Here is a 17,094-nt window from a genome sequence, read left to right as displayed (position 1 = left end):
TAAACATTTGATATTTGCCACTTTCAAAAAATAATTTATGAGTTTAGATAAAATTTTATCCATATCAGGAAAACCAGGTTTGTACAATTTAATTGCTCAAACCCGTGGAGGTTTTGTTGCAGAATCATTAATAGATAACAAACGTATAACCGTTAATGCACAACAAAATATAAGTGTATTAAGTGAAATAGCGATCTATACTTTAACTGAAGAAGTACCGTTAAAAGAAGTATTTTTAAGTATTAAAAATAAAGAAGGCGGAAAAGAAAGTTCTGTAAAACCTAAAGATAGCAAAGACAAGCTAGAAGAATATTTTTTTGATATTTTACCAGAATACGATGAAGAACGTGTTTATCCAAGCGATATAAAAAAAGTGCTACAATGGTATAATTTATTAGTAAAAAATAATTTACTTGATAATTTAGAGACTGAAATAACAGAAAGTAAAGCAGAAGCAAATAAAGAAGAATAGATAATAATTTACTATAATATGTTGAAAGCTCCCAATATTGGGAGCTTTTTTTGTTTATCTTGTAAGCGTTTCAGTGTGTTCACGTCTAAAAACATGCTAATTAAATCTCGATGTTATATGAATTCAATTTGGTTTTTCGATGATGTAAATCTGTTTAAAGTACTTTGTCCGCATAAGTTTAAAAATTACAAAAAAGAGCATACTTTCGATGCTTATAAAAAACAGGATTATATTTATTTTGAGCAGGATTTTGCGAACAAAGTTTATTTAATAGAAAAAGGAAAAGTTAAAATTGGGTATTTCAACGAGGATGGGGTAGAGGTTGTAAAGGCTATTTTAACCAAAGGCGAGCTATTTGGAGAAACCGCTATACTTGGTGATGATACTAGAGAAGAGTTTGCGCAATCTGTGGATAATACGACAAGTATTTGCCCTGTTGGTGTAGATACCATGCATAGTTTAATGCGAGATAATCAAACTTTTAGTTTTAAAGTATATAAAGTCATTGGCTTTAAATTGAAAAAATTGGAACGCCGTTTACAGCTGCTTCTTTTTAAAGATGCGAAAACACGACTTTTAGAGTTTTTACACGAGTTATGTACAGATTATGGTTACGATTGCGATAAAACAGGCGATCGGGTAGTAAATCATCCGTACACCCAAAAGGATATTGCATCACTTATTGGCACGTCTCGACCTACTTTAAACATTCTTTTAAATGAATTAAGAGAAGAACAAGTCTTGGAATTTAAGCGAAAAGAAATAAGAATCTATAAAAAAAGTGCCTAATGTTAGTTGGCTAACATTTTATATGTTTTTAGTAAAATAACTTTGTAACATAAACAATTACTAAAAACAAAATAAAATGATTAAGAACACAATTTTAGCAATGCTTGCCATAGGAGTTTTAACAACATCATGTGACAGCGACGATGACAGTACCCCAAAAACAGCAGATTTAACAGTGAACCTTACCGGCCTAGAAGAATTAGGTAACGATTATGTATACGAAGGATGGGTAATTGTTGATGGAGCACCAGTTTCAACAGGAACCTTTTCATCAGTAGTATTTCCTCAATCTTTCACAGTAGATGCAGATCAATTGGCTAGTGCAACAACATTTGTATTGTCTATAGAGCCAGCTGTAGATAGTGATCCAGCACCGGCAGCAACAAAAATTTTAGCAGGCGATTTTTCTGGAAATTCGGCAAGTGTAAACTCTAATAATATAGTAGGCGATTTAACGACATCTACAGGTAAATATATTTTAGCCACCCCTACAGATACAGATGATACAAATGAAGCAAGTGGTGTTTGGTTTTTAGATAATTCTGGAGATGCAGCTGTAAAAGGATTAGTGTTACCAACATTATCGGCAGGCTGGAAATATGAAGGTTGGGTTGTTTTCGATGGAACACCAATTAGTACCGGGACTTTTACAAATTCTGATGCCGCCGACGATAATGCTGCAACTTCAATATTTAAAGGTGATGCTGGAAATGGACCAGGGTATCCAGGTGAAGATTTTCTTCAAAATGCGCCTTCGGGATTAACGTTTCCAACAGATTTAAAAGGAAAAACTATTGTTATTTCAGTAGAGCCAAGTCCAGATAATAGTGCAGCCCCTTTTACTTTAAAGCCATTAGCGCATAGTGTTCCTGCAGATGCTATGAATCATACCGTAATTAATATGGGAGCAGGCCCAGTAATTTCTTTATCTGGTACAGTTACTAGGTAATATTTAAATACCAATAATTCTAAATTTAGAAGTCCTAATAATTAATTTTATTAGGGCTTTTTTTATGATTTTTAATTCAATAATAGTAGACATAAAATAAAACAGTATCGTCCCAATATGCATTTTAAATTATTTATTAAATTAAGCGAGCAGTAAGCATTAGTTTAGATTAGCCACAATTTTTGCTTAAACACAACTTTTGAGATTGATCCCCAATACAATGATGTTCTAAAACTATAAAACCTTGCTAATATTAAATTAGCAAGGTTTAAAATATTGGGTTGTTATCCAATTTGTGACCGGGCTGGGGCTCGAACCCAGGACCCTCTCCTTAAAAGGGAGATGCTCTACCAACTGAGCTACCAGGTCATTATTTCAAAATAAAAGCTAACAGTAGTTGTTAGCGGGTGCAAAGATAATATTTTAAAATTAAATAACAACTAAATTTTAAATTTAATTTTTATTTTAAAAATCATCATAAAAAAACCTACAAATTTCTCAATCTATAGGTTTTTTGTGACCGGGCTGGGGCTCGAACCCAGGACCCTCTCCTTAAAAGGGAGATGCTCTACCAACTGAGCTACCAGGTCATTATTTCAAAGTTGTTAACATTGCTGTTAGCGGGTGCAAATATAGAACCTTTCTTTAATAAAACAACACTTTTTATAAATAAATTTCGTTTTTTTGCATCTCTAAATCGTATGTTTTTAAAAATCAATTCATAACAAAAAAATGATAATAGTTTTAATGGGGTATATGGCTTCTGGAAAGTCTACAATAGGAAAAAGATTAGCAAAAAAGCTTGAATATAATTTTGTGGATTTGGATGATTTAATTGAAGCTAAAGAGCAAGCATCGGTTTCTGAAGTTTTTAAAGAGAAAGGTGAAATCTATTTTAGAAAGCAGGAGGCGATTTATTTGCGGGAGTTACTTCAAACTAAAGAAAATATTATTTTATCTGTTGGTGGAGGCACTCCTTGTTATAGTGGTAATATGGATGCTATTTTAAACGCAGCCAATACTAAAAGTATTTATTTGAAAGCATCTATCCCAACATTGATTGCAAAATTAATGAAGAAAAAAGCAACCCGTCCATTAATAGCTCATATTGAAACAGAAGAAGCTATGGGCGAATTTATTGGGAAACATTTGTTTGAGCGTGCTCAATATTATAACCAAGCCAATATTAAGATTGCTATTGATAATAAATCGAAAAAAGAAGTAGCCAAAGACGTTTTAGATTGTTTACTCTAAAACGACTTTAAAGTTTTTGCCTTCTAAAACAACATCGACATGCTCGTGTAGCGATGTAGATAGTGAAATACCTTTGTAGTCTGCTTTTACTGGATATTTTTTATGATTTCTATTGACTAAAACCGCTGTTTTAAATTGTTTTAAAGGCACATTTAAAAAATGTTTAACTCCATAAATTAATGTGGTTCCAGAGTTTAAAACATCGTCCACTAATACAATGGATTTGTTTTTATAATCTTCAGAGTCTATAGAGGTTTTTATGTCTTGCCAAGGATTTTTCTTATCAATACTTACTTTGCAAAGGGATACATTAATATCTGAAATTTTTTGAAGCACCGATTTCAATTTCTTTGCAAAAATATAGCCATTACTATCAATACCTGCTAAAATAACTTCGGTTTCATCTATATTGCTTTCATATATTTGAAAGGCAATACGACGTATTTTATCATTAATTTCGGTATGATTTAAAATAATGTTACTTGTGGTACTCATAGTAGCTAACTTTTTAAAGTATAAAATTAATTCTTTTATTTGTTTTGAAGCGGTTTAAGAACTACAAAATTCATAGTATAAAAATAGTTGTAAGTGTTTTGTATAGAAAAATAACTATTCTTCTTCATCAAAAAGAGGGTCTCCGGTATATCCATCAATATCACGACGGTCTTTTTTAGTAGGGCGACCAACGCCTTTTTTTCTATAATAATCTTTGGCGTATTTTAAAAGTTCTTGAGCTTCAAATTGCTCTTTTGGAGTTGTGTCCGTTCGGTAAAGGTCTACAAGTTTGGCGCCAACCCGGTTTGGAGGAATGTCGTTAACCTTTAATTGATAATTAATCTGATTTTTTCGTAACTCAATAATATCCTGCGGATACACCTCTCTACTTGGTTTTACCGAAACCTTATTTATCTTAACCTGTCCCTTTTTACACGCTGTAGTTGCTAAACTTCTTGTTTTATAATATCTAATACACCACAAATACTTATCAATCCGCATATAATTATTGTAAAAACTTCGTTAATGTTATAAAGCAAGATTATATATTCTTTATAAAATTGTATCTTGCGCGTCAAAAATACGCAATAATGAGTTTAAGAAAAATAAGTTTTTTAATATTAAGTTTAGTTTTAGTTTTTTCGGCCTGCAAGAAGGATGATGATGCAGACGATATAGTGACTGTAGAGTTAGAGGATAGAACAGAACAACAAGCAAAAGATAACGATTCGCTTGTAAAATATTTTAAAAACCATTATTTTAATGCAAGTGATTTTGGAGCAGAAAATGGTAATCCAAAAATTGGCGATTTAGTCATTACTGAACTTACAGAAAATGCTACTGTACCCGAAGGACATATTTTATTGAATGATTTATTAGAAGAAGACGATCCTGCTTTTGTTTTGGAAGCGAAATCGGTTGTTTATGCCGAAACAGATTACGTTGTTTATATTTTACATTTAAATGAAGGCGGCGGTGCAGAATCGCCTCACTTTTGCGATGATGTTAGAGTTAGATACGAGGGAACTTTACTAGATGGTTCTGTTTTTGATAGCGCTGTTACTCCTGTGAATTTCGATTTAACAACATTAATTCCGGCTTGGGGGAAAGTATTGCCAAGTTTTAATACAGCTGAAACTATTAGCGATAGTACAGATGGTACTATAGCATATACTAATCATGGGGCAGGTGTTATGTTTGTGCCTTCTGGTTTGGGGTATTTTGCTAATTTTGTTTCTGATATTCCATCATATTCCCCTATAGTTTTTAAATTCGATTTACTGCAAACCACGGTAAGCGATCATGATTTGGATGGTGTGCCTTCTTATATGGAAGATTTATATGGCGATGGTGAATTTACTGTGAATAATGACGATTTAGAAGATGATACAGACGATGACACCGATGGTGATGGCACTCCTGATTATTTGGATACAGACGATGACGGCGATGGTGTTTTTACAATATATGAAGATATTGATGAAGATGGAGATCCTACAAATGATATTGGAGCTAATGGTATAGCCAAATATTTAGACCCTACGGAAACAGAATCTAATAACTAAATTTAGATTTTATTATATAAAAAAAGGAGTAGCCAATCGCTACTCCTTTTTTTGTGGTTTCTTTTCTCCTTTTTTAGGCATCGGGCCTCGTAAATGAATCACTAATCCGTTAAGGAAGTTACGTAACACTTGATCGCCACATTCCATATATTTCGGATGATCGTCTCGTCTAAAAAACGCACCGAGTTCACTTTTAGAAATTCTGAAATCTACAAGTTCTAATATTTTTACAATTTCGTCGTCTCGAAGTTGTAATGCCACTCGTAGTTTTTTGAAAATATCGTTGTTTGTCATAACTATTATGGTAATTACTGTGTTTTGGGTTAAAAAATGGGTAAACAGGTTCTTTTTATTGCTAAATGTAAAATTAAGATATTAATATTTAAGATTACGTTGTATTTTAAATTGTATTGCTAGCTAAAACAAACATGAAATTGTTTTAAGCTTTTAATTTTTCAAGTTTATCTTGAGCGGCTTTAATATCGTCTCGTAATTTGGCAGCTACTAAAAAATCCAGGGCTTTTGCGGCTTCTTCCATAAGTTTGCGTTTTTCTCTTATTTTTTTCTCTAATTCACCTTTGGTTAAATATTCGCTTTCTGGTTCAGCTGCTTTTGCGGCTTCTAATTCGTAACTATAGGTGCTTACAGAATTTTGAGTCAATACATTGTCTAAACTTTTATTAAGTGCCGTTGGTGTAATATTGAATTTGGTATTGTAAGCAATTTGTTTTTCACGGCGATAATCGGTTTCGTCTATGGTTTTTTGCATGCTTTTAGTCATTTTATCTGCATACATAATCGCTTTTCCGTTTAGGTTTCTAGCGGCACGACCAACAGTTTGTGTTAACGATCTTGCCGAACGTAAAAAACCTTCTTTATCGGCATCTAAAATAGCAACCAGCGATACTTCTGGTAAATCTAAACCTTCACGCAGCAAGTTTACACCCACTAAAACATCAAATAAGCCTTTACGTAAATCTTGCATAATTTCTACACGTTCCAAAGTATCGACATCACTATGGATATAACGACAACGAATTTGAATGCGATCTAAATATTTGGTTAATTCTTCTGCCATACGTTTGGTAAGTGTGGTTACTAAAGTACGTTCGTCTTTTTCAACGCGCTGTTGTATTTCTTCAATTAAATCATCAATTTGATTTAAACTCGGTCGGATTTCAATAATAGGGTCCAATAATCCGGTAGGTCGAATGACTTGCTCTACATAAACACCATCTGTTTTTTGTAACTCGTAATCCGCCGGTGTGGCACTTACATAAATGACTTGGTTTTGGATGGCTTCAAACTCTTCAAATTTTAAAGGTCTATTATCCATAGCAGCAGGTAATCTAAAACCGTATTCAACTAAATTCTCTTTCCGACTTCTATCACCGCCATACATGGCATGAACTTGCGAAATGGTCACGTGACTTTCATCAACCACCATTAAATAATCATCTGGAAAATAATCCAGCAAACAGAAGGGGCGTGTACCCGGTTGTCTGCGATCTAAATACCGTGAATAGTTTTCAATACCTGAGCAATAGCCTAATTCTCGAATCATTTCTAAATCGAATTCCGTACGTTCTTTAAGGCGTTTGGCTTCTAAATGTTTGCCTATTTCTTTAAAATAATCGTGTTGTTTTACTAAATCGTCCTGAATTTCTTTAATGGCATTTTGTAAAATATCTGGCGATGTTACAAACATATTGGCCGGGTAAATGGTAATTTGTTCATATTTTTCAACAATTTCATTCGTTTGAATGTTGAATGATTCAATTTCTTCAATTTCATCACCAAAAAAGTGAATTCTAAAGGCATCATCGGCATAACTTGGAAAAATATCGACGGTATCTCCTTTTATTCTGAAGTTACCATGTTTAAAATCGGCTTCCGTTCTCGAATATAAACTTTGCACTAAATTATGAAGGAGTTTGGTTCGTGAAATTTCTTGATCTTGTTTTAACGAAATCACGTTTTTCTGAAATTCCACAGGATTCCCAATACCATAAATGCAAGAAACCGAAGCAATCACGATAACATCACGACGACCAGAAAGTAGGGCGGAAGTAGCGCTTAAACGCATTTTTTCTATTTCTTCATTTATAGATAAATCTTTTTCAATATAAACTCCGGAAACCGGAATATATGCTTCGGGTTGGTAATAGTCGTAGTAAGAAACAAAATACTCTACCGCATTATTCGGGAAAAATTGTTTGAATTCAGAATATAATTGAGCGGCTAAGGTTTTATTGTGTGCTAAAATTAAAGTTGGCCGTTGTACATTTTCAATAACATTAGCAACAGTAAAGGTTTTTCCGGAACCCGTAACCCCTAATAAAGTTTGATATTTTTCATCGGCATTTAAACCCGTTGTTAATTGCTTAATTGCATTGGGTTGGTCGCCGGTGGGCTTAAATTCAGATTCAATTTTAAACTTCATATTACAAAACTAAGCAAAATAAATGTGTTATTGTTTTAAAGCAATTTCAAATGGTTAATGGTTTAAAATATTCTTTTAATCGTATTAATTTTTGGTTCAGTTTTTGTGTGAATTAATCTGGAATTAAATTCTAAAATAACTTTTAAATAATCTCATTTTTATCTAAAAACTGAAAAGGTTTTTATTTGTAAATTTGGAGTTAAAATAATGACCTTTTGTAAAAAAAATAGATATTTTTATAAAACGGCATATTAATTGTTCGATTCATATTATGAAAAAACATACCACCTTAATTTTTATTGTGCTACCAGTTTTACTATTTGGGCAAGCCAATAAATATTTTAGACAAGCTTTAAAAACTGAGGATTTAACAGAAAGAATAGCACTTTTAAATCAGGTAATAGATTTAGATTCTGATAAATTAGATGCTTATTTTTATCGAGGTATAGCTAAAAATGACATCGGTGATTTTTCTGGAGCTATTGTAGATTATTCTAAAATAATCCTATCTGAACCCGATGCCGATACTTTTTTTAATAGAGGAAATGCGAGATATAGTATTGAGGATTTTGAAGGCGCCAAGGCCGATTATAAAGAAGCTATTAAATTGGACCCGCTATTTATAGATGCTATTTATAGTTTAGGATGTGCGAATTTCGATTTAGGTAATTATACCGAAGCTATAACTGTTTTTACGCAACTTTTAGAAATAGATGCTTATTATCCTAAAGCTTATACGTTACGTGGGATGAGTTATGAGCAGCTAGAAGAATATAAATTAGCGGCAAAAGATTATTCGTTAGCTGTGTTTACAAATCCTTCTGCAAATACCTATTATAATCGAGGGGTGTTTTTACTGGGGATAAATTATTATAAGAAAGCAAAAAATGATTTTGACAGAACTATAAGGCTAAATGATAAAAATAGTTTTGCTTATTTTTATCGCGGAGTAACCCATTTGCTTTTAGGGAAATATAAAAATGCCATTCCAGATTTTGAAACGGCATTAGAATTTGATGCTTTAGATTTTGATGCGATGCTTGGTATTTCAATGACGTATTATCGGCTAAATAATTTTGCACAGGCTAAAATATATTTTGAAAAAGCAAGTCATATCCTTAAAACGAATGAAAACACAGCAACAGGTGTTCAAGCGTATGAAAACACTTTTTGGTATAAAAATCAGTTGTATTTCTTTACGGAAATGTTAAAAAAACTGGAGCAATTATAAACTATCCGCGATATTTTAAAGGTAAATGCACTACTTTTTTTGTTTCGTAAAAATCCTCCTCAAAAAAGTCGGATAGATTGTAAATCGTAGTCGTTCTGTAATCTTTAAGCTCTTCTGTTAAATCGCCTCCTTTTAAATAGATAATCCCATTTTTAAGCTCGTGGTTTTGTTCTTTTGCAATTTTACCTTTTACCCAATGAACAAAAGTAGGCATGGCAGCAACAGCACGACTTACAATAAAATCGTAGGTTCCATTAGTCTCTTCAACACGGCTATGTGTGGTTTTTACGTTAGTTAAGCCTAAACCTTCAACCACTTCGTTTACTACTTTTAGTTTTTTAGCAATACTATCTACTAAATGAAATGAGCATTCGGGAAACATTATAGCTAAAGGAATTCCAGGAAATCCGCCACCTGTTCCAACGTCTAAAATTTTACTTCCATCTTTAAATTGAATCACTTTGGCTATTCCTAAGGAATGTAGTACATGGCGTAAATACAATTCATCAATATCTTTACGAGACACCACGTTTATTTTTAGATTCCAATCTTGATATAGGCTTTCTAAAAGCGTGAATTTTTCAATTTGATTCTCGGTTAAGTCGGGAAAGTATTTTAAAAGCAGTTTCATTTCTGTTAAATTTTCAACAAAAATATGCTTTTTAACTACATAATTTTACAAAAAATTGGGAATACTTAAATGGCTTTATTCATATATTTGCAGACAGGTATGATCAAAAATAATTATTTTAGAAATCATATTAAAATTAATAGCATGACAAAACAAACCGTATCCTTTTCGAGAAAGGATCCTGCAAAGTTTTTTAAAACGTTAAATAAACGGGTTAACGATTACTTTAAGGAAAATAACATAAAACGCACAGGAAACTGGAAATTATATATTAAAGCCATTATTATGTTTGCTTTATTAATTGTTCCGGCAGTCTTGATTTTAACCGTTCCAATGTCTGGATGGCTACAAGCTTTATGCATGGTAGTTGTAGGAATTGGTATGGCTGGCGTAGGCATGAATGTGATGCACGATGCCAACCACGGTTCTTTTTCTAGTAAAAAGTGGGTGAATAAATTAATGGGAAGCAGCATTTATATTTTAGCTGGTAACGATTACAATTGGAAAGTACAGCATAATGTGTTGCACCATACATACACGAATATTCAAGGACATGATGAGGATATTGATGCCGGACGAATTATTCGTTTTTCAAAACATGCCAAGTGGTTTAAAATTCACCAATACCAAAAGTATTACGCCTTCTTTTTATATGGACTTTTAACAGCAAACTGGGCAATTACAACCGATTTTATACAAACGTACCACTATTTAAAACGTAAATTAGCCTATGGTAAATTGCCACATCCAGCTACACAATGGACGAAGCTTATTATTGGTAAAATTGTGTATTATTCACTTTGGGTGGCCTTACCGTTAGTCGTTGGTTTTACTTGGTGGCAAGTTTTAATTGGTTTTATTATTATGCACTATACAGCCGGAATCATTTTAAGTGTTGTTTTTCAATTGGCACACGTAGTACCTAGTACAGATATGCCTTTACCAGACGAAGATGGCAATATGAAAAATACTTGGGCTATTCATCAATTATTTACAACTTGTAATTTTTCTCCTAGAAGCTGGTTGGCCGAGTTTTATACAGGTGGGTTAAATAGACAGGTAGAGCACCATTTATTTGCTAATATTAGCCATGTGCATTATAGTAAAATAGCAAAAATAGTTAAAGAAACCGCAAACGAATTCAGTTTACCATATAATGAATACAATACATTTTGGAAAGCTGTTTCAGAACATTATAATCAATTAAAAGTGCTAGGGAAAAATCCTAATTTAGCATAAACTACATATTTACTTATAAACAAATTTCATGCAATTACTATCTGATAGAATTTTAAACATGGCTACGTCTGCAACGTTAGCTATGGCAGCCAAAGCGCGCGAATTAAGAGGCGAAGGCAAAGACATAATTGGTTTAAGTCTTGGGGAACCAGATTTTAATACACCAGATTTTATTAAAGATGCAGCAATTCAGGCTGTAAATGATAACTACAATTCTTACACGCCAGTAGATGGTTATGTAGAATTAAAAGAAGCAGTTATTAAAAAATTTAAACGTGATAATAATTTAACTTATACGTTACCACAAATTGTTGTTTCTACGGGAGCTAAACAATGTTTGGCAAACATAGCAAGTGTGATGTTAAATGATGGTGATGAAGTTATTTTACCATGTCCTTACTGGGTAAGTTATTCTGATATTGTAAAATTAAACGGTGGTGTACCGGTAGAGGTTGCAACATCGATTGATACAGATTTTAAAATGACACCAGCACAATTGGAAGCGGCTATTACGCCAAAAACCAAAATGATGTGGTTTAGTTCGCCTTGTAACCCAAGTGGATCGGTTTATAGTAAAGAAGAATTAAGAGGTTTGGCCGATGTATTGGTTAAATATCCTAATATTTATGTGGTTTCTGATGAGATTTACGAGCATATTAACTACGGTTCTGGACACGCAAGTATTGCAGAATTTGACGATATGTATAATAACACGATTACCGTAAATGGTGTGTCTAAAGCATTTGCTATGACGGGATGGCGTATTGGATTTATTGGTGCTCCAGAAAAAATAGCTCGTGCATGTAACAAAATGCAAGGTCAAATTACTAGTGGTGCTAACTGTATTGCACAACGTGCTGTAATTACAGCTTTAAATGCAGAGCCAAGTGCTGTTAAATATATGATCGACGAGTTTAAAGTGCGTCGTGATTTAGTTTTAGATTTATTGAGCGATGTTGAAGGTTTTAACTCAAACACGCCAGAAGGTGCTTTTTATGTGTTTCCAGATGTCTCTTATTACTTCGGAAAAACGTTAAGAGGAACGAAAATAAATAATGCAACCGATTTTTCTTTATACTTATTAGAAGAAGCATTAGTAGCCACTGTAACAGGTGAAGCTTTTGGTAACCCTAATTGTATTCGTATTTCTTACGCAGCGTCTCAAGAGCAAATTATTGAAGCGATTAAGCGTATTAAGGAAGCGGTAAGCTAAATTTTTTAGAATATAGAAATTATAATCATAGATCCTTCAGGTTTTTTAATCTGAAGGATTTTTTTATACTGAAATTGGGTAGATTATACTGGTTTTAGCTTTAGAAAATACTATGGCAAATACCCGCGTTAGGGATTGATGCGGCATCCTTTTTTGTGTTGGATTTTATTTTATTGAAGGTAATAAAATTAGGGTTTTAGCGGGTTTTTGTTAAAAAGAAGGACTTTTATTGCGCAAAAAAGATATAGCGGAAAGCCCGACCCTTGGGTAACGCCCAAATCAAATACATTCTTAAATTAATTAATAGCAAAAGCGGCGCTTAATTTAAAGGTAGGGATGTTAACTTTAAATTGTGTTGTAGTGGTAAAATTTACCATATTATAATAGCCTTGCATGGCGCCAAAAGGGGAGGCGAGTAGACAGCCTGAGGTGTATGTGTGAGATTCTCCCGGGTTTAAAACTGGTTTTTCGCCAACAACGCCTTCGCCAACTACGGTTTCTGTGCTGTTTAGGGCATCGAGAATTTTCCAATAGCGCGCATAGAGTTGTACGACATCTTTACTTTGGTTTTCTATGGTTACGGTATATGCAAAGGCGTATTGCATTTTTAGGTTTCTATAAAATGAGCCTTCGTAGTTTGTTGCTACCGAAATTTTTATGCCAGATGTAACTTGTTGTACCATAAGTAAGCTATTTATAAGACTAAAATAATAAATGTTAAGTAGTTAGCGGTATAATTTAATAGGTTTGAAGGTGGAATTAATTGAATGGTATTTGAGCTCTTTTTTTTTATAAATTTAATAAAGTTTAGGGTTTAATTTGTGATATTCACAGAACTGGCTTCGCCTAAACCGATGATTCTGTCGTAACGGGCTCCTAATTCGCGGTAATATACAAGTACTTTATAGTTGTTTTCGGTTTGCCAGAAGTTACCGCTTATGGCGCCGTGGTCTATGCTACCGTTGTCGTTAACTACAATGTATTTATAGTTGTAAAATCCTTGTTTTAGGAGTAATGTATTTACAAAGCGGTTATTTTTTTCGTCAAAAATCATTCGGGTGCTGTTGTCTATGGCGTAATTATTAAAGTTTCCGTATATATGTACGTTTTTATTGGTTAAATGGTTGTTACCAAGTAAAGAAAAATGCATCCAAACATAATCGGCTTCAATACTGGGGTCGTCTGCGTCTACATTGGTAATAAGGTAGTTTCCATTAATATCGGGATTGTAAGTATAGGGTTTGCTGGCACGTTCGGTATTGGTAAACAAATAATTATGATATAAATCTTTTAAATCGATAAATTGAATGCCAGTATTGGCGGCACGAACATCTTTGTTTTCAAAAAACAGAAACTCGTTGTCGGCCCAAAAACTGGTTTCGCTATCGTATTTATAAATAAGTTCGCTACCGATAGTGTATTGAGGTTTTATGTTGGTTATGGCGTTTCGTAAATTGTTATTTTGAATAATAACTGTTTTTACGGTTTGTTTCGGATTGTTTAACTGAAAGTTTTTTGGGTTAATTGTAAGTTCTATGCGCTGTTTTTTATCTATAAATTCAATGTTTCTAGAACGTTTAACGTTTACGGCTACCGTAGTTTTATCTTCATAAATCATGAATTTTCTTGAGAAAACCAGTTCATCGTCATCGTTAAAAACAGAAATGATATAATTTCCGGAAACTTTTAATCCCTTTGTAAATTGATTTGGGATGGTTAGTTTGTAATGGGAATATATTTGATAGGTGTTAAATGAGTTTTCGTAATCTCGAATGCGTTGATTATCGAAGCCATTTAGAAATTCCGATTTTATTAAAGAAGACGGGGTCCAATCGAAATTAAAATAATTAATTTTATAGTAGAAATCTTCTTCGTCACCATTTAGGGCATCGAATTCTAAAACAATTTCAGATCCTAGGGATAAAATCGGTAATTGTGTTTCGGGGGTATTGCTTTTAAAGTTGATGGTTTTTATATAATCGGGAGGATTTATTTCTTCTATTTGAGAATGGCTTAGAAAAGGGAAAAGTAGAAGAATAAGCAATTTTAAGGCTTTAGAATGCATATTTAAGAAAATTTTATGTGTAAATATAAACAAAATTCATGCCTTATTAATTTTATCTATTTAGAATTAATATAAATAAAATATAAGCTCTTTTTTCAATGAAATTTATACGTAATTATTTGTATTTTTGCCCCGATTTTTAGACAACTAATTTCAATAAAAATAAATATGTCAAACGACATCCGTATTAAAAAAGGTCTGGACATTAAACTTATAGGTGAAGCTGATAAAACAGTTGAAAAAGCTGTTATTAGCAACTACTGCACCATAAGGCCAGAGGATTTTCACGGCGTAATTCCAAAACTTGTTGCAAAAGAAGGTACTACAGTAAAAGCTGGAGAGACTTTGTTTTATGATAAATCTCAGGAATCGGTAATGTTCGCATCACCAGTTTCAGGGAAAGTTATTGAGATACAACGTGGACCAAAAAGACGCATAGATGCTATTAAAATTGAAGCTGATAAATCGCAAGTTTTTGCAGATTCAGGAGTTTTTAATTTAAGTAATGCTACTGCGGAATCAGTAAAAGCCCATTTGTTAGCATCAGGATGCTGGCCGTTTGTAAAACAACGTCCGTATGATGTGATTGCAAATCCGGATAGGTCGCCAAAAGCGATATTTATTTCGGGTTATGCTAGTGCACCATTGGCGGCCGATTTAGATTTTACGCTTAAAGGTAAAGAAGCTGAATTGCAAGCAGCAGTAACGGCATTAGGGAAACTTACAGAAGGTGCTGTGCATATTTCGGTTGGTACATCTAGTTCTCCTTTTTCTGGTTTAGCGGGTGCTACTATTCATAACGTTTCTGGACCACACCCTTCTGGGAATGTGGGAACACTTATTAATAAAGTTAATCCGGTAAATAAAGGTGAAGTGGTTTGGACAGTAAATGCTCAAGACTTAGTTATTATTGGGGAGCTTTTATTAACAGGAAAGTTTAATGCGGAACGTACTGTAGCTTTAGTTGGATCTTCTGTTGAAAAACCAAGATATTTTAAAACCATAATCGGTAGCGAAATTTCTACTATAATTTATGATAAAGGTGTCTCGAAAGATGCGAATAGCCGTATAATTTCTGGAAATGTATTGTCTGGGAAACAAGTACAACCCGATGGGAATTTAGATTACTACAGCAATGTGGTATCTGTAATTCCTGAAGGTGATGATTATGAGTTTTTTGGATGGAATAAGCCTGTATTTAATAAAATTTCTACTTCTAGAGCTATGACATTCTCATGGTTAAGCAAAAACAAAAAATACGATTTAAACACCAATACAAATGGTGAGCATCGTGCTTTTGTTACTACAGGTGTTTACGAAGAAGTTTTTCCTTTAGATATTTATCCAATGCAAATTTTAAAAGCTTGCATGTATAAAGATTTAGATGAAATGGAAGCTTTAGGAATGTATGAAGTGGCACCAGAAGATTTTGCTTTAACCGAGTTTGTATGTGTATCTAAACAACCACATCAGAAAATTATTAGAGAAGGTTTAGACTTAATGCTTAAAGAGATAGGATAATGGGTTTAAAAAATAATTTACATAACTTAAAACAAAAGTATAAAGGAACTAAAATGGCGCCTGCATTTAATGCAATCCATACCTTTTTATACTTGCCAGATGAGACCACACATAATGGAACTCATATAAAAGCAGCCGACGATTTAAAACGTACTATGAATACAGTAATTATGGCTATGGTGCCATGTTTATTGTTTGGTATGTTTAATGCGGGTTACCAACATAACTTACAGGTTGGAGAAATTCAAGCAGTAACTTCAGGTTTTTTTAGTCCTGAATTTTGGACTTTAGATAACTTCATGATTGGATTCTGGAAAATTATTCCATTGGTCATTGTGTCTTACGGTGTTGGTTTAGCCATCGAATTTATTTTTGCTGTAATAAAAGGACACGAAGTTGAAGAGGGATATTTAGTTACAGGTATGCTAGTGCCTTTAATTGTACCTGTAGACATTCCATTATGGATGTTAGCCGTTGCCGTTATTTTTGGTGTTGTTATAGGAAAAGAAGTTTTTGGGGGAACAGGGATGAACATTCTTAATCCTGCATTAACTATTAGAGCCTTTTTATTCTTTGCATATCCTACTTGGATGTCTGGAGATAAAGTTTGGGTAGAAGGTGCTGTTGAAAGAACTAAAGAAATTGCTGCAGGAGCAAACTTAGACGCCATTTCTGGCGAAACAATCCTAGGTACTTTAGCACAAGGAAAAGAAATGACCCATTCGGTTGCCGATATGTTCTTAGGTTTTATTCCTGGCTCAGTTGGTGAAACGTCTACATTGCTTATAATTTTAGGAGGATTGTTTTTAGTTTTTTCTAAAATTGGAAGTTGGAGAATTATGTTATCATCATGTGTTGGTGCCTTAGTAATGGGCTTAATATTTAATGGTGTAGTTAGTTCTGGTTGGATTACAGAAACAAGTAAGTTTTATGGTTTAATGAGTACAGAATTTTGGCATCACTTATTAATTGGTGGGTTTGCTTTTGGTACTGTATTTATGGCTACAGATCCTGTTACTGCATCGCAAACCACGAAAGGAAAATGGATTTATGGATTCTTAGTAGGGTTTATTTCTATTATGATTCGTGTATTTAATCCTGCATATCCAGAAGGTGTTATGTTAGCTATTCTATTAATGAATGTGTTTGCTCCAACAATTGACCATTATGTGGTTCAAGGAAATGTAAAGAAAAGAATGAAACGTTTAAAAGCTAAAGTTGCATAAC

General features: G+C 33.3%; 17 protein-coding genes and 2 tRNA genes. 10 read left to right on the top strand and 9 right to left on the bottom strand.

Annotated features, from left to right (window positions below):
• Window positions 1–37 precede the first annotated feature (37 nt).
• The 3 genes from FQU21_RS08170 (at window position 38) to FQU21_RS08160 (ending at window position 2,210) form a co-directional block, all read left to right on the top strand.
• Complete coding sequence (locus tag FQU21_RS08170) at window positions 38–472, top strand: DUF5606 family protein (RefSeq protein WP_147677508.1); 435 nt, start codon at window positions 38–40, stop codon at window positions 470–472.
• Between the two features lie 117 nt (window positions 473–589).
• On the top strand, window positions 590–1,261 hold the full coding sequence (locus FQU21_RS08165; protein WP_147677507.1) for a Crp/Fnr family transcriptional regulator: 672 nt from the start codon (window positions 590–592) through the stop codon (window positions 1,259–1,261).
• Window positions 1,262–1,337: 76 nt separating this feature from the next.
• Entirely contained in the window at window positions 1,338–2,210 is an 873-nt protein-coding gene (locus FQU21_RS08160) for an anti-sigma factor (protein WP_147677506.1), read from the top strand.
• A gap of 296 nt (window positions 2,211–2,506) precedes the next feature.
• Here the strand turns inward: FQU21_RS08160 and FQU21_RS08155 are convergent.
• Window positions 2,507–2,579: transfer RNA gene (locus tag FQU21_RS08155), tRNA-Lys, on the bottom strand.
• A gap of 148 nt (window positions 2,580–2,727) precedes the next feature.
• Window positions 2,728–2,800, bottom strand: a tRNA-Lys gene (locus FQU21_RS08150).
• Between the two features lie 142 nt (window positions 2,801–2,942).
• Here FQU21_RS08150 and FQU21_RS08145 point away from each other — a divergent pair.
• Window positions 2,943–3,464 carry a shikimate kinase gene (locus FQU21_RS08145; RefSeq protein WP_147677505.1) on the top strand — a complete coding sequence of 174 codons (522 nt, stop codon included), beginning with the start codon at window positions 2,943–2,945 and terminating at the stop codon, window positions 3,462–3,464.
• On the opposite strand, the gene FQU21_RS08140 is transcribed toward FQU21_RS08145, so the two are convergent.
• Window positions 3,456–3,959: a phosphoribosyltransferase domain-containing protein gene (locus FQU21_RS08140; RefSeq protein ID WP_147677504.1), complete on the bottom strand. Its 504-nt coding sequence runs from the start codon at window positions 3,957–3,959 to the stop codon at window positions 3,456–3,458. The genes FQU21_RS08145 and FQU21_RS08140 overlap by 9 nt on opposite strands.
• A 114-nt stretch (window positions 3,960–4,073) precedes the next feature.
• Window positions 4,074–4,460, bottom strand: a complete 387-nt coding sequence (locus tag FQU21_RS08135; protein WP_147677503.1) for an RNA-binding S4 domain-containing protein — start codon at window positions 4,458–4,460, stop codon at window positions 4,074–4,076.
• Between the two features lie 89 nt (window positions 4,461–4,549).
• Between FQU21_RS08135 and FQU21_RS08130 the strand changes: the two genes are divergently transcribed.
• On the top strand, window positions 4,550–5,524 hold the full coding sequence (locus tag FQU21_RS08130) for an FKBP-type peptidyl-prolyl cis-trans isomerase (RefSeq protein ID WP_147677502.1): 975 nt from the start codon (window positions 4,550–4,552) through the stop codon (window positions 5,522–5,524).
• A gap of 39 nt (window positions 5,525–5,563) precedes the next feature.
• Here the strand turns inward: FQU21_RS08130 and FQU21_RS08125 are convergent, their stop codons facing one another.
• Window positions 5,564–5,818: a DUF1456 family protein gene (locus FQU21_RS08125; RefSeq protein WP_147677501.1), complete on the bottom strand. Its 255-nt coding sequence runs from the start codon at window positions 5,816–5,818 to the stop codon at window positions 5,564–5,566.
• Between the two features lie 145 nt (window positions 5,819–5,963).
• Window positions 5,964–7,967 carry an excinuclease ABC subunit UvrB gene (gene uvrB, locus FQU21_RS08120; protein WP_147677500.1) on the bottom strand — a complete coding sequence of 668 codons (2,004 nt, stop codon included), beginning with the start codon at window positions 7,965–7,967 and terminating at the stop codon, window positions 5,964–5,966.
• Window positions 7,968–8,238: 271 nt separating this feature from the next.
• On the opposite strand from uvrB, the gene FQU21_RS08115 reads away from it, so the two are divergent.
• A complete protein-coding gene (locus FQU21_RS08115) occupies window positions 8,239–9,198 on the top strand; it encodes a tetratricopeptide repeat protein (protein WP_147677499.1) in 960 nt (319 codons plus the stop codon).
• Between the two features lies 1 nt (window position 9,199).
• Here the strand turns inward: FQU21_RS08115 and rsmG are convergent, their stop codons facing one another.
• The gene (gene rsmG, locus FQU21_RS08110) at window positions 9,200–9,829 is read right to left on the bottom strand and encodes a 16S rRNA (guanine(527)-N(7))-methyltransferase RsmG (RefSeq protein WP_147677498.1); all 630 of its coding nucleotides are present in this window, start codon (window positions 9,827–9,829) and stop codon (window positions 9,200–9,202) included.
• Window positions 9,830–9,973: 144 nt separating this feature from the next.
• On the opposite strand from rsmG, the gene FQU21_RS08105 reads away from it, so the two are divergent.
• Together FQU21_RS08105 and FQU21_RS08100 are read left to right on the top strand one after the other, a co-directional pair.
• A complete protein-coding gene (locus FQU21_RS08105; protein WP_147677497.1) occupies window positions 9,974–11,068 on the top strand; it encodes a fatty acid desaturase family protein in 1,095 nt (364 codons plus the stop codon).
• Between the two features lie 28 nt (window positions 11,069–11,096).
• Window positions 11,097–12,281 (top strand): pyridoxal phosphate-dependent aminotransferase, encoded by a 1,185-nt coding sequence (locus tag FQU21_RS08100; RefSeq protein ID WP_147677496.1) that lies wholly within the window; start codon window positions 11,097–11,099, stop codon window positions 12,279–12,281.
• A gap of 296 nt (window positions 12,282–12,577) precedes the next feature.
• Here the strand turns inward: FQU21_RS08100 and apaG are convergent, their stop codons facing one another.
• Window positions 12,578–12,964 (bottom strand): Co2+/Mg2+ efflux protein ApaG, encoded by a 387-nt coding sequence (gene apaG / locus FQU21_RS08095; protein WP_147677495.1) that lies wholly within the window; start codon window positions 12,962–12,964, stop codon window positions 12,578–12,580.
• Window positions 12,965–13,095: 131 nt separating this feature from the next.
• Complete coding sequence (locus FQU21_RS08090; RefSeq protein WP_147677494.1) at window positions 13,096–14,346, bottom strand: type IX secretion system plug protein; 1,251 nt, start codon at window positions 14,344–14,346, stop codon at window positions 13,096–13,098.
• 168 nt (window positions 14,347–14,514) lie between these two features.
• Here FQU21_RS08090 and FQU21_RS08085 point away from each other — a divergent pair, with 168 nt between their 5' ends.
• Together FQU21_RS08085 and FQU21_RS08080 are read left to right on the top strand one after the other, a co-directional pair.
• The gene (locus tag FQU21_RS08085; RefSeq protein WP_147677493.1) at window positions 14,515–15,867 is read left to right on the top strand and encodes a Na(+)-translocating NADH-quinone reductase subunit A; all 1,353 of its coding nucleotides are present in this window, start codon (window positions 14,515–14,517) and stop codon (window positions 15,865–15,867) included.
• Window positions 15,867–17,093, top strand: coding sequence for an NADH:ubiquinone reductase (Na(+)-transporting) subunit B (locus FQU21_RS08080; RefSeq protein WP_147677492.1), 1,227 nt, complete (start codon window positions 15,867–15,869; stop codon window positions 17,091–17,093). The genes FQU21_RS08085 and FQU21_RS08080 overlap by 1 nt, the downstream gene beginning before the upstream one ends.
• Window position 17,094: the final 1 nt, after the last annotated feature.

This window comes from Algibacter pacificus, assembly GCF_008033385.1.
Taxonomy (GTDB): Bacteria; Bacteroidota; Bacteroidia; order Flavobacteriales; family Flavobacteriaceae; genus Algibacter; species Algibacter pacificus.
The sequence above is the reverse complement of the archived record's forward strand: the minus strand, read 5'-3'. Positions and strand labels throughout refer to the sequence as shown.